Source organism: Streptomyces alboniger, assembly GCF_008704395.1.
In the GTDB taxonomy this organism is placed as follows: domain Bacteria; phylum Actinomycetota; class Actinomycetes; order Streptomycetales; family Streptomycetaceae; genus Streptomyces; species Streptomyces alboniger.
Genome location: NZ_CP023695.1, coordinates 1258732 through 1277203 on the forward strand (window position 1 = coordinate 1258732; position 18472 = coordinate 1277203).

The following is an 18472-nucleotide window of genomic DNA, read 5'->3' on the forward strand; positions in this document are numbered from 1 at the left end:
CTCCCGTGTCCTGATCGTTTCGATCCACACCGTGGTTGCGGAGTTTCGCTGTGCCCTTTGCCCTCTACCTGCTCGGACTCGCCGTCTTCGCGGCCCCTTCCCCTGCTGGTGTTCGGCTCACTCGCGCTGCTGGCCGGCTGGGTCCTCTTCGCGGTGACCGCGGCCCACCCGGTGGCCGCGGTCGTGCTCAACATGGGCGCCGCGCTCGGCCCTTGGTCCGGCGGACTCGCGCTCTCCGCGGGGCTCGGCTACCGCTCGCCGCTGTGGGTCAGCGCCCTCTTCGTGGCGCTGGCCCTGGCGCTCGGGGGCGCGGCACTCGTCCCGCGGCGCGGGGAGCGTGCGGCCGGGTCCCTCTTTTCGGGGAAGCGGCCGGTGCGCTGACGTCCGGGACGGCCCGGTACTGGGACCCTGCCCCCATGGCGCAGTTGGAGCGGTTCGCAGAGACCAGGGCCCCGCGGCGCGGGGTCGACGGCGTGGTGGAACGGATGCGCGCGCTCGGCGACGACTGGCCGCCGCGCGACGGGGTGGCCGTCTTCAACCGGGTCTATCTTTCGGTCACCGAGGAGGTGCACCGGAGCATCGGCCTCGGCGCCTTCGCCGACACCCGCGCCGCGACCACGCTGGGCGTCCGGTTCGCCGAGCGCTATCTGGCGGCCGTCGACGCCGCGGCGGACGGGTGCAGGCCGCCCGCGTGCTGGCGCCCGCTCTTCCAGTACCGGCGCCATCCCGGCGTACGCCCCCTACAGTTCGCCCTCGCGGGCATCAACGCGCACATCGGCCACGATCTGGCGCTCGCCCTCGTGGACGCCTGCCGCACGCTCGGCTGCGAACCGGCCGATCTGGAGGACGAGTTCGACCGCGTGGGAGACATCCTCGTCACGCTGGAGGAGCGCATCCGCGAGGAGCTGATGCCCGGCCCCGACCTCCTCCAGATCGGCGAACCGCTGACGCACCTGGCGGGTTCCTGGAGCCTGGAGCGGGCCCGGGACGGCGCGTGGGCGGCGGCCCGCACCCTGTGGGCGCTACGCGAACTCCCCGGCGTGGCCGGGGAGTTCGGGGAGCGGCTGGACGGGGCGGTGGGCCTGGTGAGCCGGATCCTGCTCACCCCGCTCCCGGACTGAGCGCGAGCGCCCGGGGTCAGTCCTCCGGCAGCTCGACCGGCGCGATCTCGTCGTACACGTCCCCCGGGCCGGGGTTCGTGGTGTCCGAGGCGCCGCCGAAGTGGTGCATCACGCCCCACACGGCGTTCAGCGCGGTCTGGATCGCGCCCTCGGCCCAGCCCGCCGTCCAGGAGATGTCGTCGCCCGCGAGGAAGATGCCCCGCTTGTCCTCGGGCAGACGGTCCTGCATGAAGTGGGTGAACAGGCGCCGCTGGTAGCGGTAGTGGCCCGGCAGGTTCGCCTTGAAGGCGCCCATGAAGTAGGGCTCGTTCTCCCACGAGACGGTCACCGGGTTGCCGATGATGTGGCTGCGGATGTCGACCTTCGGGTAGATCTCGCCGAGCGACTTGAGCATGACCTCCATGCGCTCGTTCGCCGACAGGGGCAGCCACTTCAGGCTGTCGTCGCACCAGGTGTAGGAGAGGCAGATGACGGCGGGCTTGTCCGGACCGTCGTCCAGCAGGTAGGTGCCGCGCGTCATCCGGTCGGTGAGCGTCATCGACATGACGTCACGGCCGGTCTCCTCGTCCTTGTCCAGCCAGAACGGGCGGTCCACCGGCACGAACAGCTTCGAGCTCTCCATGTAGTGGGTGCGCTCCATCGCCGTCCAGTGGTCGATGGGGAAGAGCGAGTCGTCGCACTCGATCTTGGAGAGCAGCATCCACGACTGGGCGGTGAAGATCGCCGCCTGGTAGGTGCGGATGTCCCCGGAGGCGTCCGTGACGGTGACGCGGTTCCCGGCGGTACGGGTCAGGCGGGTCACGGCGGGCTTGGGCTCGCCCTCGTGCAGCGACTTCAGGGACGTACCGGGTGCCCAGTGCACGATCTTCTGCGGCTCGCGCTCCCACAGCCGCAGGGGCAGCTGCTGGCTGCCGCCGACGATGCCGCGGTGGTGGTCGTCGGCCTCGGTGTAGACGACGCGCAGGATCTCCAGGATGGAGTTGGGGAAGTCGGTGTCCCAGCCGCCGGTGCCGAAGCCGACCTGGCCGAAGATCTCGCGGTGGCGGAAGGACTTGAAGGCCTCGGAGTCGCAGAGGAAGCCGTAGAAGGTCTGGTTGTCGAGCTTCTCGACGAGCTTCGACCAGATCTCGCGGATCTTCGGCACGTCCCGCTCGCGCAGGGCGCGGTTCATGTCGGAGAAGTCGGCGCCCTCCTCCAGGCAGTCGGCCCACGCCTTGGCCACGTCGCGGTAGACCTGCGGCAGGTCCGCCACGGTCTCGGCGTAGTGCGACTCGCCCTTGAGGTCCACGACCGTCGAGGGGGTCGTCTCGGCGAGCGGGTTCGGGAACGCCCTGGTCTTCAGGCCCACCAGGTCGATGTAGTGCTGGAGCGCCGTCGAGGACGGCGGGAAGCGCATCGCGCCCATCTCGGCGGTCAGGTCGCCGTCACAGCCCTCGAACCCGACGGTGCGCAGCCGGCCGCCGATCTGGTCGGCCTCGTAGACGACGGGCTTGAGGCCCATCTTCATCAGCTCGTACGCGGCCACGATGCCGGACAGCCCACCGCCGATGACGGCGACCTCGGTGCCGTGCTCGGTCGCGGGTATCTGGCCGAGGCCCGCGGGGTGCGCGAGGTAGTCGTCGTACGCGTAGGGGAAGTCCGGGCCGAACATGGTGATCGGCGGCTGCGCGTCGGTGTGCTGGATGGCGGTGGGCACCGTGGACGTCATGGGGTACGGACTCCTTGCACGGAACTGAAAAGTCAGGTGGGGGGCGGGGCTCAGACGAGGGACGCGTACAGGCCGGGGCGGCGGTCGCGCAGGTAGGGGTTGGTCTCGCGGGACGCGCTCAGGAAGTCCGGGTCGACGTCGCCGATGACCAGCTCGGTGCCGCGGCCGGCGCGGGCGCGCGTCACGCCGTCGGGACCGGCCAGCGTGGAGAGCCCCACGAACTCGAACTCCCCTTCGGGGCCGACGCGGTTGACGTACGCGACGTACATCTGGTTCTCGAAGGCGCGCACCGGCACGACCGACTCGGCGACGAACTGGAAGGGGTGCATCTGCGCGGTGGGGACGACCAGGAGGTCGGTACCCGCGAGGCCGTGCGCGCGGACGTTCTCCGGGAACTCCACGTCGTAGCAGATCATGAGGCCGATGCGTACGCCGCCCAGCTCGGCCTGGACGACGGGCTGCTCACCGGGGGTGAAGGCGTCGCGCTCGAAGCAGCCGAAGAGGTGGGTCTTGCGGTAGTTCGCGAGGCGGGTCCCGTCGGGGCCGATCAGCTGCACGGAGTTGTAGACCACCTCGCCCTCGCGCTCGGGGTAGCCGTAGGCGACGCCGACCTGGTGGCGGACCGCGATCTCGGCGATGGCCTGCGCGGAGGCCCCGTCGGCGGGCTCCGCCAGGCGGGCCACATCGTCGCCGATGGCGTAGCCGGTGAGGAACAGCTCGGGCGCCACGAGCAGACCGGCGCCCGCGGCGGCGGCACGGCCCGCGGCCTCGTCGAGCGCCGTGAGGTTCTCGGCGACGGATCCGAGCTGCCCGGAACTCTGGAGCAGGGCGGTGCGCAGCGCAGGCATGGCTGATCCTCAGGGCGTACGAAGGGGCAGGTGGGGTCCGTTAGACCGTACGGTCGGCGACCTCACCGGGACAAGGCTCGACCGTTGCGGGCAGCCGCACGATCTGTTGCGCGTGGCGGGCTCGGAGCGGCGATTCATTGCGCACGGGCCGGACGCCTCGCGTATCGGGGGCCGTGAGCCTCATCATCCGGGCCCGCGCGCCTCACGTATCAGGCGCGTCAGCCCACAGGCGCAGGCCCGCGCGGCTTCCCCCGCCGTGCGGCGGAGACAGGGTGACGCCCGTGGCCGGACGTGCCGGACCCCGCTTCCGCGAGAGCGTGATCCCACCCGGAGAGACCGGGTGCCCGGGAAGACCGGGTGAACGCCTCGCAGACGGAGGGCTTGCCATGAGCCGTACGACCACCGACCGCTCCCTCAGCCGCCACCGCGCCCTCGCGGTGGGCGCCGCGCTCCTGATGACCGCGGGGGCGGCCGGTGCGGCCGTCGCGTCCGACGGAGACGCCGCCCGCACCGGCAGCTCGGCCTCCGCGCCGCACAGCGCGGAGCGGGCCGAGAAGCGCGAGGCCGCGGCGCTGACCGGCTCGGCGAAGATGTACCGCAAGACCACCGAGGACGTGACGTTCACCTTCGACGCGCATCTGGCGGCGAGGAACAACGGCGACCCGTCGAAGGCGACCGGCACCTTCCGCTTCGTCCACCTCGACAGGCCGGGCGGCAAGGGCGGCTGGGCGAAGGGCCGCATCGACTGCCTGATGACGGGCGGCAAGGTCGCCACGACGACCGGCATCATCACCGACACGAACATCAGGGAGATCAAGGGCGGCCGGGTGGGCTTCACGGTCCACGACCGGGGCATAACGGACCGCGTGGGCTACAGCTGGGCGGGCGTGGGCGGGCCCGACGGCACGAAGAACCTCCCCAAGTGCACCAGCTCGGCCCCGCACGAGAAGGTGCGGACGGGCACGGGCGACTTCCAGGTGCTCCCGTGGAAGGTCCCGTACCCGACGGGCGACTGACACCGCACCGGGAACTGGACAGTCCCACCGGAACCTAGGCGGGGGACCCCGAGGAGAACCGTCGCATCAACGGCGAGAGAACCAGAACGGACTTCGTCCGCTCGACGAACGGCTCCCCCGCGATCCGTTCGAGCACCCGCTCGAAATGCCGCATGTCCGCGGCGAAGATCTGGACGATCGCGTCCGCGTCCCCGGTGACGGTGGACGCGGACGCGACCTCCGGATAGCGCTCAAGCCCTCGCTTGATCGCCTCCGGCGAGGTGTTGCGGCGACAGTAGATCTCGATGAACCCCTCGGTCTCCCAGCCGAGAGCCGCGGGGTCCACCCGCACGGTGAACCCGGTGATGGCGCCCGTCGCCCGCAGCCTGTCCACGCGCCGCTTCACGGCGGGCGCGGAGAGTCCGACCAGCTGGCCGATGTCGGCGTAGGAGCGGCGGGCGTCCTCGGCGAGGGCGTGCACGATGCGTTCGTCGAGATCGTTCAGTCGCACGGGGGGTGGATCACTTCTCTGCTGTGGCCAATCGGGAGCGGCTCATGCCGTACAGGAAGTAGAACACGAGGCCGACGGCCATCCAGACACCGAAGACCGTCCAGGTGATGGAGTCGAGGCTGAACATGTTGTACGCGCAGAAGCCGAAGCCGAGCACCGGGAAGAGCCAGCCGAGCGGCACCCGGAAGGTGCGCGGCATGTCGGGGCGGGTGCGGCGCAGCACGATCACGGCGATGTTGACCAGGCCGAACGCGAAGAGCGTGCCGATGCTGGTGGCGTCGACGAGCTTGCCGAGCGGGACGACCGACGCGAGCGCGGCGCAGAACAGCGAGACGATGACGGTGTTCACGCGGGGCGTGCCGGTCTTCTTGCTGACCTTGCCGAACGCCTTGGGCACGAGGCCGTCGCGGGACATGGCGAACAGCACGCGGGTCTGGCCGTAGAGGACGGTCAGGACGACGGACGCGATGGAGATGACGGCGCCGGCGGCGAGCAGCGTGCCCCAGAAGCTCTGACCGCTGACGTCGTTCATGATCGCGGCGAGCGTGGCCTCGGAGCCCTCGAAGTCCTTCCAGTTCCAGGCGCCGACGGCGACCGCGGCGACCAGGACGTACAGCGCCGTGACGATGATCAGCGACAGCATGATGGCGCGGGGCAGGTCGCGCTGCGGGTTCTTGGCCTCCTCACCGGCGGTGGAGGCGGCGTCGAAGCCGATGTACGAGAAGAAGAGGCTCGCGGCGGCGGCGCTGACGCCGGCCGTGCCGAGCGGCATGAAGTCGGAGTAGTTGCCGGACTTGAAGCCTATGAAGCCGATGGTGCAGAAGAGCACGAGCGCGGCGATCTTCACGATGACCATGACCGTGTTGGCCGTCGCCGACTCCTTGGCCCCGCCGAGCAGGAAGACCATGGCGAGCAGCACGACGATCAGGCCGGGCAGGTTGATGATCGCGCCGTCGACCTCGCCGGGCGCCGCGGAGAGCGCGTCGGGGATGGTGACGCCGATGGTCCCGTCGAGCAGTTCGTTGAGGTATTCGCCCCAGCCGACCGCGACCGCGGCGACCGATACGCCGTACTCCAGGACCAGGCACCAGCCGCAGACCCAGGCGATGAGTTCACCCATCGTTGCGTACGCGTATGAGTACGAGGATCCCGCGACCGGTATGGAACCGGCCAGCTCGGCGTAGGAGAGGGCGGAGAAGAGGGCGGTGAGGCCGGCGATCACGAACGAGATGGTGACGGCGGGCCCGGCCTTGGGGACGCTCTCGCCGAGGACGACGAAGATGCCGGTGCCGAGCGTGGCCCCGATGCTGATCATGGTCAGCTGCCACATGCCGAGAGAGCGCCGGAGCGAGCCACCCTCGCCCTGGCCACCCTCCGCGACCAGGGCTTCGACGGGCTTGCGGCGCATGAGACGGCTGCCGAGGCCAGGGGCGCCCGGGGGGCTGGGGCGGTTCTGCGGGGGTGCGCCTTGGTCGAGCACGCGCTGGCTCCTTCATCGCTGCCGGTGAGGGCGGCGAGGGACCCGTGGCACCCGTGTCTGAAGACGGGACCCACCGAGCAGGCAGTCCCCGCCACACCACGTACAGCGCCTGACTCTAGAGTCCACAGTTCCCGACCGTAATGCAGCAACCTTGCGCACTCGCGGCCGATCATTGCGCACTTCCAGCCCAGACGTCCGATCGTTGCGCGGTCCGTTTCGTCCATTGCGCTCCACCCCGGAAAACACGAAAAGGCGGGATGCGCCCTCAAGGGGCGCGTCCCGCCTTTCAGGGGCGTGACGGACTAGCTCCAGCTGGCGTGCAGCGGCTTGCCCTCGGCGTATCCCGCGGCGCTCTGGACGCCGACCGTGGCCTTCTCGGCGAACTCCTCCAGGGAGGCCGCGCCCGCGTAGGTGCAGGAGGAGCGGACGCCCGCGATGATCGAGTCGATCAGGTCCTCGACGCCGGGCCGGGCCGGGTCGAGGAACATGCGGGAGGTCGAGATGCCCTCCTCGAAGAGCGCCTTGCGCGCACGGTCGTACGCGGACTCCTCGCTGGTGCGGTTGCGCACGGCACGCGCCGACGCCATGCCGAACGACTCCTTGTACAGGCGGCCGTTGGCGTCCTGCTGGAGGTCGCCCGGGGACTCGTACGTGCCCGCGAACCAGGAGCCGACCATCACGTTCGAAGCGCCGGCGGCCAGCGCCATGGCGACGTCACGCGGGTGGCGGACACCGCCGTCGGCCCAGACGTGCTTGCCGAACTTCTTGGCCTCGGCGGCGCATTCGAGCACCGCGGAGAACTGCGGGCGGCCGACGCCGGTCATCATGCGCGTGGTGCACATGGCGCCGGGACCGACACCCACCTTGATGATGTCGGCACCGGCCTCGATGAGGTCCCTGACCCCCTCGGCGGCGACGATGTTGCCCGCGACGATCGGGACCTGCGGGTCGAGCGCGCGCACGGCCTTGACCGCGCTGATCATCGACTCCTGGTGGCCGTGGGCGGTGTCCACGACGAGCGTGTCGACGCCCGCGTCGAGGAGCTGCTTGGCCTTGCCCGCCACGTCGCCGTTGATGCCCACGGCGGCGGCGATGCGCAGGCCGCCGTTGGCGTCCACGGCCGGGGTGTAGAGGGTCGCGCGCAGGGCGCCCGTGCGGGTCAGGATGCCGGCGAGGCGGCCGTCCTTGTCCACGGCGGGGGCGTACCGGCGGTTGGCGTGGTCCAGCTTGTTGAACGCGTCGCGCGGGTCGATGTCCGCGTCCAGGAGAAGCAGGTCCTTGGACATGACCTCGGAGAGCTGCGTGAAGCGGTCCACACCGGTCAGGTCGGTGTCGGTGACGACGCCCACGGGCTTCTGGTCGGCGTCGACCACGACGCCGGCGTTGTGCGCGCGCTTGGGCAGCAGGGCGAGCGCGTCCGCGACGGTCTGCGAGGGGGCCAGGACGATCGGGGTGTCCAGGACGTGGTGGCGCGTCTTGACCCAGGAGACGACCTCGGTGACGACCTCGATCGGGATGTCCTGGGGGATGACGACGAGGCCGCCGCGGCGGGCGACGGTCTCGGCCATGCGGCGCCCGGCGATGGCGGTCATGTTGGCGACGACCAGCGGGATCGTGGTACCGGTGCCGTCGGGCGAGGCGAGGTCGACGCCCTGGCGGGAGCCGACGGCGGAACGCCTCGGGACCATGAAGACGTCGTCGTACGTCAGGTCGTACGCAGGCTGGATGTCATTGAGGAAACGCACGTGCTGCTCATCCCAGTCGATCAGAGGTGGCCCCCGGACAGTTAGGCCGAGGGAAAAGCACGTACTTCATTCTCCCATGCCGCCGGGGTTGTGCCGCCTGGGACGATCACCCAGGCAGATCACGGGGGCGATGGTCGGATCCTCCAAGAATCATCCAGGAGGGGACGCGAGCGGAGCACTCGGTTCAGCCCTCGCCACGCTCCGTGCCGACGGGCCCGAGCGCGAGGACGACCTCCAGGCCGGTCTCCGCGCCCCGCCAGTGCTCGACCGCCGAGGAGAACACCTCCTGGGCGGCCTCCCACTCCCCCGGCGCCTCCCGCGCGAACTCCTGCCACCCGGAGACGACGAGCAGCCGTCCACGCGCGCGTGGCGCCCACGACAGGTCGGTGAGGCAGTCGGCGAGGGCGTCCCAGTTCTGCCCGAACCAGTCGGGCAGCGCGAGGTCACGGGCGCACCGCTCCATGAAGGCGGCCTTGTCCCGCACCCCGGCCAGGGAGAGCGCCGCGGTGGTCCAGCCGGCGCCGCGCGCGGCGTCGAGCACGGGTGCGAGGGGGTCGGGTGCGCTGTCTGCTCGGCCGGGCATTACCTCAGCACCGCCTTGAAGGACGCGTAGTGGTCGTCGGTGTAGTAGATCTCGCCGCCGCTCCCGGTGACGATCCGCCGGGCCCCGCGGTCCCGCTCGCCGGGGGTGCGGACGGTGTACTCCCGGTAGTAGCCGCGCTTCTGCCGAGGCAGTTCCCGCTCGAAGTTGCTGAAGACGCTGCCGTCCTTCTCGTACGGGAACGGGCCCCCGTCATCAATGCGCCGCAACGTCCGCCGCGCCTCGCCGGGTAACGCACTGACCTTGACGGTGTCCATGCTGCGGGCCCAGCCGGGGACATCCCTCCCGGCATCCGACGAACACCCGCTCACCAGTACGACAAGACAGACCAGTACCGCCCCTACCACACGGGACACAAACCGGTTCACCATGCATCAGACCCTGCCATAGCACCCCGTCAGGGGCGCGGGACTGCGGCAAATGCGGCTCCGCCGCGTGGGCGCGACCAGCCCCCACCGTCCCGCAGGGACTCAGCTACCGTCCGGGTCCGCCCGGTTCAGCGCGGGCCGAGGCGCAGCCCCGGCCACGAGCAGCTGATCGGCGGCCGCCGTGTCCGTCACCAGGCTGGTGACAAGCCCGGACCGAAGCACCGCGTCAATCGCCGCAGCCTTCCGCTGCCCGCCCGCGATGGCGACCACCTCGGGAATACGTCGAAGCCGGTCCGCTTCGACGGTGATGCACCGCTCCCCGAGATCCCGCCCCACCCGACGCCCCTCGGCGTCGAACAGATGCGCGGACATCTCCGCCGCCACTCCCAGCGAGGCGTAGTGCGCACGCTCCTCGTCGCTGAGCATGTCGTGGACGGTGGAGATACCCGGCTCCCAGGAGCCGATGGAGACCGCCGCTACCGTGACCTTGTCGAAGTACTCGAAGGCACGGGCGATGCCGGTCTGGTTCCGCAGCGCCGCCGCGGTGGCCGGGTCGGGCAGCAGCATCGGCGCGTAGATGGGGTGGGCCTCGCCACCGGAGACCTGGGCGGCGCGGCGCACGGCCTCGACCGAGCCGCGCTCGGCGGTCCCCGCGTCGTAGACACCGGTCAACTGCACGACCGTGCACGGCGGCAGCTGGTCGAGCGCGGCCGCCATGTGGATCGTGGAGCGGCCCCAGGCGAGGCCGAGCACATCGCCCTCGGTGACCAGCTCGCCGAGCAGATCCGCCGCGACCTCGCCGAGGTTCTCGGGGTCGGGCGAGTCCTCGATCTCGTCGGTGGGCGCCGGCGACTCGACGACGACGGCGTGCCGCAGGCCGTAGCGGGCGCGCAGTGCGTCCGAGCGCTCGGCGTCCAGCTCGGCCGGGACTCGGATCTCGATGCGTACGAGATCCCGCTCCAGGGCGGTCTCCAGGACCCGGGCCACCTTGAAGCGGCTCACGCCGAACTCCTCGGCGATCTGGATCTTGGACTTGCCCTCGAGGTAGAAGCGGCGGGCCATGGCCGCCGCCTGCACCAGCTCCGCGGGTCCCATCCGCATGGCTGACCGACCCGCCGACATGGCCGACACGGCGCTCTCCTCACTGCTGTTCACAAACTGGGTTCGCCGTTCATCCTTGCAGATCCGGCCTAGTTGATCAGCCCTGAGGGACTGCGTTCACGTTCCCGTGGCTCAGTGGTCGCACGCCCAGGCACTTGACGCGGTCTTTGCCGCCGCTTGGGCACGCAATGAACGTACCGCCTCCGCCGGATCCTCGGCGCCGTAGACCGCGGAACCGGCGACGAACACATCGGCGCCGGCCTCGGCGCAGCGCTCGATGGTGGAGGCCGAGACGCCGCCGTCGACCTGGAGCCACAGCTGGAGTCCGTGCTTGCCGATCAGCTCGCGGGTGCGGCGGATCTTGGGCAGCATGATGTCCAGGAACGCCTGGCCGCCGAAGCCCGGCTCGACCGTCATGATCAGCAGCATGTCCAGCTCGGGGAGCAGGTCCTCGTACGGCTCGATGGGCGTCGCCGGCTTCAGCGCCATGGATGCGCGGGCGCCCTTGGCACGGATCTCGCGGGCGAGGCGCACCGGGGCGGCGGCGGCCTCCGCGTGGAAGGTGACGGACCCCGCGCCCGCTTCGACGTACTGCGGAGCCCAGCGGTCGGGGTCCTCGATCATCAGGTGGCAGTCCAGCGGCGTGTCCGTCGCGCGGGCCAGCGACTCCACGATCGGCACGCCGAGGGTGAGGTTCGGGACGAAGTGGTTGTCCATCACGTCGACATGGAGCCAGTCGGCGCCCTCGACGGCCTTTGCCTCATCGGCAAGACGGGCGAAGTCCGCGGACAGGATGCTGGGGTTGATCTGCACGGCCATGCCCCAAGACTGCCATGCCCGGCGCGGATCGCCGACCGCGGTCCGGGCCACGGCCGCGGCGCCTCCCGCGACAGTACGCCGCGCGCCGGGCGCCGGGGGGCGCCACACCCTCCGACACACCCCCACCCGGCTCCCCCGGCATCTAACAACTCCATTGCCACGCCGCCGAGTTCAGGATTCGGGCACGGCGGACGCGCGCGGGCGGATCAGGCGGTCCGCCTGATCAACGCCAGATACATCGCGTCCGTCCCGTGCAGATGCGGCCACAGCTGTACGTCGGGACCCTCGCCCAACGCCGGGACGTCCGGCAGCAGGGGTCGCGCGTCGAGCAGTTCGGCGCCCCCGGTGTGCTTGAGGACGTCGTCGACGACCGCGCGGGTCTCGGCGAGGTGCGGTGAGCAGGTGGCGTAGCCGACGACGCCGCCGACGCGCACGGACTCCAACGCCGTGCGCAGCAGGCCGCGTTGGAGCGGGGCGAAACCTTCCAGGTCCTGCGGGCGGCGGCGCCAGCGGGCCTCCGGGCGGCGCCGCAGCGCGCCGAGCCCCGTGCAGGGCACGTCCATCAGGACCCGGTCGAAGGTGCCGGGGCGCCACGGCGGGCGGGTGCCGTCAGCGGCGATGACCTGGTACGGGCCGGGGTTTCCGTCGAGCGCCTGTGCGACCAGGCCGGCCCGGTGCGGCTGCTTCTCGGCGGCGAGCAGCACGGCGCCCCGCTGAGCGGCGAGCCCGGCGAGCATGGCCGCCTTGCCGCCCGGTCCCGCGCAGCCGTCGAGCCACTTCTCGTCGGGTCCTTCGACCGGAGCGTTCGCCAGGGCGAGTGCGACGAGCTGGCTGCCCTCGTCCTGCACCCCCGCGCGACCCTCGCGCACCGCGTCGACAAGGCCGGGCTCACCGCCCTCACTGAGCCGCACGGCATACGGCGACCAGCGGCCCGGCAGCGCCGAGTCCTCCCCCACGGAGGCGAGCAGCTCGTCGGCGGTGGCGCGGCCGGGCCGCGCCACCAGCGTGACCTCGGGGCGTTCGTTGTCGGCCTCCAGGAGATCCTCGATCCCGGCGCGACCGCCGCCGAGGGCGTCCCACAACGCCGAGACGACCCAGCGCGGGTGCGAGTGCACGATGGCGAGGTGGTCCTCGGGGTCCTCGTCGTAGGGCGGCGCGACCTTCTCCACCCACCCGTCGAGGTCGTCCTGCGCCACCTTGCGCAGCACGGCGTTCACGAACTTGGCCCGCCCGTCGCCGAGCACCACGCGCGCCAGCTCGACCGAGGCGGAGACGGCGGCGTGCGTGGGGATGCGCGTGCCGAGCAGCTGGTGCACGCCCAGATTGAGCACGTCGAGCACCGGCGGGTCGACCTCGCGCAGCGGCCGGTCGATGCAGGCCGCCACGATCGCGTCGTACGTGCCCTGGCGGCGCAGCGTGCCGTAGACCAGCTCGGTCGCGAGCGCCGCGTCCCGCGCGTCGAACTTCTCGGGTCCCTCCTTCTCCCTGGCCTTGCGCAGCAGGGGCGGCAGGACGAGGTTGGCGTACGCGTCACGCTCGTCCACCGCCCGCAGCGCCTCGAAGGCGAGGAAGCGGACGGGGTCCTTCTGGGGCCGGCGATAGGGCTTGCCGGACTTCCCGGGCTTGCCTGACTTCACCGGCTTGCCGGAGGGCTTACGGGGAGGCCGGTTCGGCTGGTCGTTCAAAGGTGCTCCGCGGCTGGAATGAGTCGAACCCAATCAGCGTACGTCGCCGTCCCCCACGCGCTCGCCGGGGGCGATCCGCACCCCGCGCGCCCAGTCGGCGCCCCGCATCGGCTTCTTGCCCTGCGGCTGGACCCAGAGCAGTTCCACGGCGTGCGAGCCGGAGCCGACGTACACGTTGTTCTTGGCGGCGGACAGCTCGCCGGGCGCGAGGTCGGTGCGGTCGGGCACGAGCGCCGCCTGGATGATCTTCAGCCGCTCGCCGCGGAAGACGGTCCACGCGCCGGGCGCGGGGGTGCAGCCGCGCACCACGCGGTCGACGCGCAGGGCGGGCGCGGCCCAGTCCACCTGGGCGTCCTCGACGGTGATCTTCGGGGCGAGGGTGACGCCGTCGGCGGGCTGCGGCACCGCCTCCAGGCTGCCGTCCTCGATGCCGTCCATGGTCGCGACGAGCAGCCCGGAGCCCGCGAAGGCGAGCCGGGTCAGCAGGTCACCGCTGGTGTCGGTGGGCCGCACCTCCTCCGTGACCGTGCCGTACACCGGCCCGGAGTCCAGCCCCTGCTCGATCAGGAACGTCGAGGCGCCGGTGATCTCGTCGCCCGCCATCACCGCGTGCTGCACGGGCGCCGCGCCGCGCCAGGCGGGCAGCAGCGAGAAGTGCAGATTGACCCAGCCGCGGGCCGGGACGTCGAGCGCGGCCCTGGGGAGCAGCGCGCCGTAGGCGACGACGGGGCAGCAGTCCGGCCCGATCTCCCGCAGCCGCGCCAGGAACTCCTCATCGCGCGGCTTCGCGGGCTTCAGCACCTCGATGCCGGCCTCCTGCGCGCGCTCCGCGACCGGGCTCGCCACGAGCCTGCGGCCACGGCCCGCGGGCGCGTCCGGACGGGTGACGACGGCGGCCACCTCGTGCCGGCCGGAGGCGATCAGGGCGTCCAGGGCGGGAACGGCGACCTCAGGAGTGCCTGCGAAGACGAGCTTCACTGGGTGGTACCTCGGATCTCTGGTGGGAGCGACGGCAGCGCACCAGTCTATGGGCCGCTTCCGGGCCCCGCCCAGGACGGCCTTGCCGGTGACTCGCGTTGACGGCCCTGGGGGCGTACGAACTGGCGCGCGCCCCGTGCATATGCGCATACGCCCCTGCACCGTGACCCCACACGAGCTAGCGCGTTGGTCAAGAAAGAGTTGACCACAATGGGCCGCCGATGCGGCCCGATCCTTTTCACGCCGGTTCGAGAGGCTTGTTCATGGCCGACCACGCAACCCACGACGCCCAGGCACGGGCCAGCCTGCACCTCCTGGTGCGGGACATCGAGCGGGTCCGCCGGCAGGTGGACGCGCTGCGTACCCTCACCGCCCAGCTCGGCAACGTCTACCGCCCGCGCCGCTCCAGCCCCTCGGCGGGCTTCGTCGTGTACGGGCGGGCTCCCGCCCCGACCGTCCGCCTTGCCCAGGAACTGCGGGACAGCGTCGAGACGCTGGTCACCGCCGCGGTGGACTTCGACCGCTCGCTCGGGTTCTCGTGGGACGCGGTGGGCTCGGCCCTCGGGGTCACCAAGCAGGCAGTCCACCGCCGTTACGGCGCACGGCGGGCCACCACCCAGGCGGCGGCCGAGGCGGAGCGCGCGACGGAGGCCCCGGTGCCGACCGCGACCACCACGGCCACCCGCCCGGTCCCGGTCGGCGTCCCCCTGCCGTCCGTCCCCGCCGCCCGTGCGATGCCGACCCAGCCGACCGCGGGCAGCCCCGCCCTCCGCGACGACCCCAGGCCGCCCGCCCTGCCGGGCCCCCGCAACGGCTGAGAGCCCGTGTCCCGACACGGGCTCCGATCCGCGCCGCTCCCTGCGACTGCCCCCTTCCGCCGCTCAGCTGCCCGCGGCCAGGGGGCAGTCGCATGCCGGAAGGGCGAGCCGGGCCCGGCCCCCGCCCGGCGACGTCAGCCGATGTCCGGCGGATCCACGCGGATCCGCACCGCCTCCGCGCCGCCCTCCCTGGCCCCCTTGGCCCCGCGGGCCATCCGCGCGGCCTGCGCCGTCTTCAGGGACGCGGCCAGCGCGGCGCCGCTGCCCGGGGGCACCCGGATCAGCACCCGCTCCCACTGCTCGCCGACAGGTGCCGCGCCGGGACGTCGTGCGGGCCCCGGGCCCGCGTCCCGCACCGGCACGGGGCCCAGTACCACCGCGTCCGGCGGCAGTTCGGCACCGGCGAGGAACCCCGCGAGCGCTTCGGGCGGCCCGGAGACCGCCGCCATCCGCGACACCGGCGGGAACCCCAGCTCGGCCCGCTCGGCCAGCTCCCGCACCGCGTGCCCCACGGGGTCCCACCGCACGAGAGCCTGCACGGGCCTCAGCGTCGGCTCGGCGACGACCACCACGGTGCCGCCCACCCCTTGCGGACGTACGAGCGAGGCGGCCGCTATCCACCGACGCAGCGCGTCCTCCCCCGCCCGCAGATCGGGCCGGCCGAGCATCGCCCACCCGTCGAGCAGCAGCGCCGCGGCGTAACCGCCCTCCGCGACGGGCTCCGCCCCCGGCGTGCTCACCACCAGCGCGGGCGCCCCCGGCACCGTGTCCAGCACCTGCTCGCGCCCCGAAGTACGCACCGGAACGGCCGGAAACGCCCGCCCCAGCTCCTCGGCGGTCCGCCGCGCCCCCACCACCTGCGCCCGCAGCCGGAAACCACCACAGGAGCCGCAGTGCCACTCGGCCTCCGCCACCCCGCACCAGCCGCACCGCAGGGCCGCGCCGCCCTCCTGCGCCTCCAGCGGCCCGGCACACCTGCGGCACCGCGCGGGCTCCCTGCACCGCTCGCACGCCAGTCTCGGCACATACCCGCGCCGCGGCACCTGCACCAGGACGGGCCCGTGCTTCAGCCCCTCCCTGACGACCCGCCAGGCCAGCGTCGGCAGCCGTGCGGCCCGTGCCGCCTCGTCCCGCGCGAGATCCCCGTCGCCCACCGTGCGCACGAGCGGCGCGGCACCCCGCACCTGCTCGCGGTCGGCGACGAGGGGAGCTGCCCAGCCGGTCTCGACGAGCTGCGCGGCCTCGACCGTGCAGCTCCAACCGCCCAGCAGGAACCCGCACTTGTCCCGCGCGGCCCGCAGCTCAAGAACCTCCCGCACATGCGGGAAGGGAGCATGGTCGTCGCTGTGGTTGGGGTCCCCGTCGTCCCAGATGACGACGAGCCCCAGATCCCGTACCGGCGCGAACATGGCGGCCCGCGTCCCGACGACGGCCCGCACCGCCCCGCGCCGCACGGACAGCCACTCGCGGTAGCGCCGCTCCTGCCCGGCGTCGGCGGTCAGCAGTGCGTGCTGCCCCTCGCCGAGGAGCGCGGTGAGCGCGGCGTCCACGCGCGCGGCGGGCCGCCCGGTCGGTACGACGACGAGCGCGCCCCGCCCGGAGGCGAGCGTGGCCTGCACGGCGCGGGCGATCTCCTCGGCCCACTGAGGGCCGGGCAGCGCGGTCCACACCGCGCGGGGCGACCCTCCCGCCGCGAGCGCCCCGACGAAGTCGGCCCCGTGCCCGTACCGCCGCCAGGACCCGGGATCGGGCGCGGCCGGTGGCGGCGGAGGGGTGGACGCCGCCCGGGACTCGGCGCGGCCGTGCCGGGGCGGGATCGCCAGCTGCAACACGTCGGCGAGGCTTCCCGCGTACCGGTCGGCGACCGCGCGAGCCAGCTCAAGCAGCCCGGAGTCGAGCACCGGCTCCGGGGACACGACCTGGGCCAGGGCGGCGAGAGGGCCGGTGTAGTCGGTCTCGGCGCACCGCTCGACGATGAAACCGTCGATCAGCCCGCCGCCCTCGCGCCGCCCCTCCCGCACATTGCGCGACCCGGCCCCGAACCGCACCCGGACCCGCACCCCGGGCTGGGCCACTTCGTCCAGCTCCTCGGGAACGGCGTAGTCGAAGTACCGGTCGAGGTGCAGCACGCCCTTGTCGACGAGGACCCGCGCCACCGGCAGCTCCTTGGCCAGCGCGGCGCCACGCCACGTCCGCGGTTTGGCCCGCGGCACCTTGGCCTTGCGCACACTGTCCCGAATCAGCGCGAGCTGCTCGGGCTCGGGCACCCCGCCCCCGGCACCCTCGCCCGCACCCGACCCGTTCTCCCTGCTCACAGCAGCATTCCTACCAGACCGCTCTGACACCGCCGCGGAGTCGGCCGAGGCCCGGCACCCCGCGAGGGGTACCGGGCCTCATGAGCCGAAGCGCCGGGGAACTACAGCCCCGCGGCCTTCCGCAGCGCCTCCACGCGGTCCGTGCGCTCCCACGTGAAGTCGGGGATCGCCCGGCCGAAGTGGCCGTATGCGGCGGTCTGCGCGTAGATCGGACGCAGCAGGTCGAGATCGCGGATGATCGCGGCCGGGCGCAGGTCGAAGACCTCGCCGATGGCCGTCTCGATCTTGTCCGTGTCGACCGTGGCCGTACCGAAGGTCTCCACGAACAGGCCGACCGGCTCGGCCTTGCCGATGGCGTACGCCACCTGGACCTCGCAGCGGGCCGCGAGACCGGCCGCCACGACGTTCTTGGCGACCCAGCGCATCGCGTACGCCGCGGAGCGGTCCACCTTCGACGGGTCCTTGCCCGAGAAGGCGCCGCCGCCGTGGCGGGCCATGCCGCCGTAGGTGTCGATGATGATCTTGCGGCCGGTCAGGCCGGCGTCGCCCATCGGGCCGCCGATCTCGAAGCGGCCGGTGGGGTTGACCAGCAGGCGGTAGCCCTCGGTGTCCAGCTTGATGCCGTCGTCGAGGAGCGCCTTCAGCTCGGCCTCGACCACGAACTCGCGGATGTCGGGGGCGAGCAGCGAGTCCAGGTCGATGTCGCTGGCGTGCTGCGAGGAGACCACCACGGTGTCGAGGCGGACGGCCTTGTCGCCGTCGTACTCGATGGTGACCTGGGTCTTGCCGTCGGGGCGCAGGTACGGAATGGTCCCGTTCTTGCGCACCTCGGACAGGCGCCGCGAGAGGCGGTGCGCGAGGTGGATCGGGAGCGGCATCAGCTCCGGCGTCTCGTCGCAGGCGTAGCCGAACATCAGGCCCTGGTCGCCCGCGCCCTGCTTGTCCAGCTCGTCCTCATCGCCCTCGACACGCTTCTCGTAGGCGGTGTCGACGCCCTGCGCGATGTCGGGCGACTGCGCGCCGATGGACACCGAGACACCGCAGGAGGCGCCGTCGAAGCCCTTCTTCGAGGAGTCGTAACCGATCTCGAGGATCTTGTCGCGCACGAGCTGCGCGATCGGCGCGTACGCCTTGGTCGTGACCTCGCCGGCCACGTGGACGAGGCCGGTGGTGATCAGCGTCTCCACGGCGACCCGGGACGTCGGGTCCTCCCGCAGAAGCGCGTCGAGAATGGTGTCGCTGATCTGGTCAGCGATCTTGTCGGGGTGACCTTCGGTCACAGACTCCGAGGTAAAGAGGCGCCGGGACACATCGCTCCCTGTGGTTGCAGCGGCTGCTGGCTGATCATTGGTGGACTGCCGGGGGCTGCGCCCGGCGTG

At 72.2% G+C, this 18472-nt stretch carries 17 protein-coding genes; 4 read left to right on the plus strand and 13 right to left on the minus strand.

All coding sequences use genetic code 11. The annotated features are described in order from the left end of the window. Positions 1–108 precede the first annotated feature (108 nt). Together CP975_RS05345 and CP975_RS05350 are read left to right on the plus strand one after the other, a co-directional pair. Positions 109–381, plus strand: coding sequence for a hypothetical protein (locus CP975_RS05345; RefSeq protein WP_055526604.1), 273 nt, complete (start codon positions 109–111; stop codon positions 379–381). A 35-nt stretch (positions 382–416) separates the two neighbouring features. Continuing rightward, complete coding sequence (locus CP975_RS05350; RefSeq protein ID WP_055526607.1) at positions 417–1121, plus strand: DUF5995 family protein; 705 nt, start codon at positions 417–419, stop codon at positions 1119–1121. 16 nt (positions 1122–1137) lie between these two features. Here CP975_RS05350 and CP975_RS05355 read toward each other — a convergent pair whose 3' ends face one another. Beyond that, complete coding sequence (locus tag CP975_RS05355) at positions 1138–2829, minus strand: flavin monoamine oxidase family protein (RefSeq protein ID WP_055526609.1); 1692 nt, start codon at positions 2827–2829, stop codon at positions 1138–1140. A 50-nt stretch (positions 2830–2879) separates the two neighbouring features. After that, complete coding sequence (locus tag CP975_RS05360) at positions 2880–3677, minus strand: carbon-nitrogen hydrolase family protein (RefSeq protein ID WP_199782842.1); 798 nt, start codon at positions 3675–3677, stop codon at positions 2880–2882. A 386-nt stretch (positions 3678–4063) separates the two neighbouring features. On the opposite strand from CP975_RS05360, the gene CP975_RS05365 reads away from it, so the two are divergent. After that, a complete protein-coding gene (locus tag CP975_RS05365; RefSeq protein ID WP_055526610.1) occupies positions 4064–4693 on the plus strand; it encodes a hypothetical protein in 630 nt (209 codons plus the stop codon). Positions 4694–4727: 34 nt separating this feature from the next. On the opposite strand, the gene CP975_RS05370 is transcribed toward CP975_RS05365, so the two are convergent. The 9 genes from CP975_RS05370 to fmt form a co-directional block, all read right to left on the minus strand. Continuing rightward, positions 4728–5183 (minus strand): Lrp/AsnC family transcriptional regulator, encoded by a 456-nt coding sequence (locus CP975_RS05370; RefSeq protein WP_030787310.1) that lies wholly within the window; start codon positions 5181–5183, stop codon positions 4728–4730. 10 nt (positions 5184–5193) lie between these two features. Next, a complete protein-coding gene (locus tag CP975_RS05375; protein WP_055526611.1) occupies positions 5194–6663 on the minus strand; it encodes an amino acid permease in 1470 nt (489 codons plus the stop codon). Between the two features lie 302 nt (positions 6664–6965). Then, entirely contained in the window at positions 6966–8408 is a 1443-nt protein-coding gene (locus tag CP975_RS05380; protein WP_030787302.1) for a GuaB1 family IMP dehydrogenase-related protein, read from the minus strand. Positions 8409–8592: 184 nt separating this feature from the next. After that, a complete protein-coding gene (locus tag CP975_RS05385; protein WP_055526612.1) occupies positions 8593–8991 on the minus strand; it encodes a barstar family protein in 399 nt (132 codons plus the stop codon). Beyond that, complete coding sequence (locus tag CP975_RS05390) at positions 8991–9380, minus strand: guanyl-specific ribonuclease (RefSeq protein WP_055526613.1); 390 nt, start codon at positions 9378–9380, stop codon at positions 8991–8993. Before CP975_RS05390 ends, CP975_RS05385 begins: the two co-directional genes overlap by 1 nt. 99 nt (positions 9381–9479) lie before the next feature. Further along, positions 9480–10532 (minus strand): sugar-binding transcriptional regulator, encoded by a 1053-nt coding sequence (locus CP975_RS05395; protein WP_055526616.1) that lies wholly within the window; start codon positions 10530–10532, stop codon positions 9480–9482. Positions 10533–10610: 78 nt separating this feature from the next. Next, complete coding sequence (gene rpe, locus CP975_RS05400; protein ID WP_055526692.1) at positions 10611–11297, minus strand: ribulose-phosphate 3-epimerase; 687 nt, start codon at positions 11295–11297, stop codon at positions 10611–10613. 206 nt (positions 11298–11503) lie between these two features. Then, complete coding sequence (locus tag CP975_RS05405; RefSeq protein ID WP_425474228.1) at positions 11504–12982, minus strand: RsmB/NOP family class I SAM-dependent RNA methyltransferase; 1479 nt, start codon at positions 12980–12982, stop codon at positions 11504–11506. 33 nt (positions 12983–13015) lie between these two features. Further along, complete coding sequence (fmt, locus tag CP975_RS05410) at positions 13016–13960, minus strand: methionyl-tRNA formyltransferase (RefSeq protein WP_055526618.1); 945 nt, start codon at positions 13958–13960, stop codon at positions 13016–13018. 263 nt (positions 13961–14223) lie between these two features. Between fmt and CP975_RS05415 the strand changes: the two genes are divergently transcribed. Continuing rightward, complete coding sequence (locus CP975_RS05415; protein ID WP_055526620.1) at positions 14224–14778, plus strand: hypothetical protein; 555 nt, start codon at positions 14224–14226, stop codon at positions 14776–14778. A gap of 134 nt (positions 14779–14912) precedes the next feature. On the opposite strand, the gene CP975_RS05420 is transcribed toward CP975_RS05415, so the two are convergent. Then, positions 14913–17093 carry a primosomal protein N' gene (locus tag CP975_RS05420; RefSeq protein ID WP_055526623.1) on the minus strand — a complete coding sequence of 727 codons (2181 nt, stop codon included), beginning with the start codon at positions 17091–17093 and terminating at the stop codon, positions 14913–14915. 101 nt (positions 17094–17194) lie between these two features. Further along, entirely contained in the window at positions 17195–18403 is a 1209-nt protein-coding gene (gene metK / locus CP975_RS05425) for a methionine adenosyltransferase (RefSeq protein ID WP_030787274.1), read from the minus strand. Positions 18404–18472 lie beyond the last annotated feature (69 nt).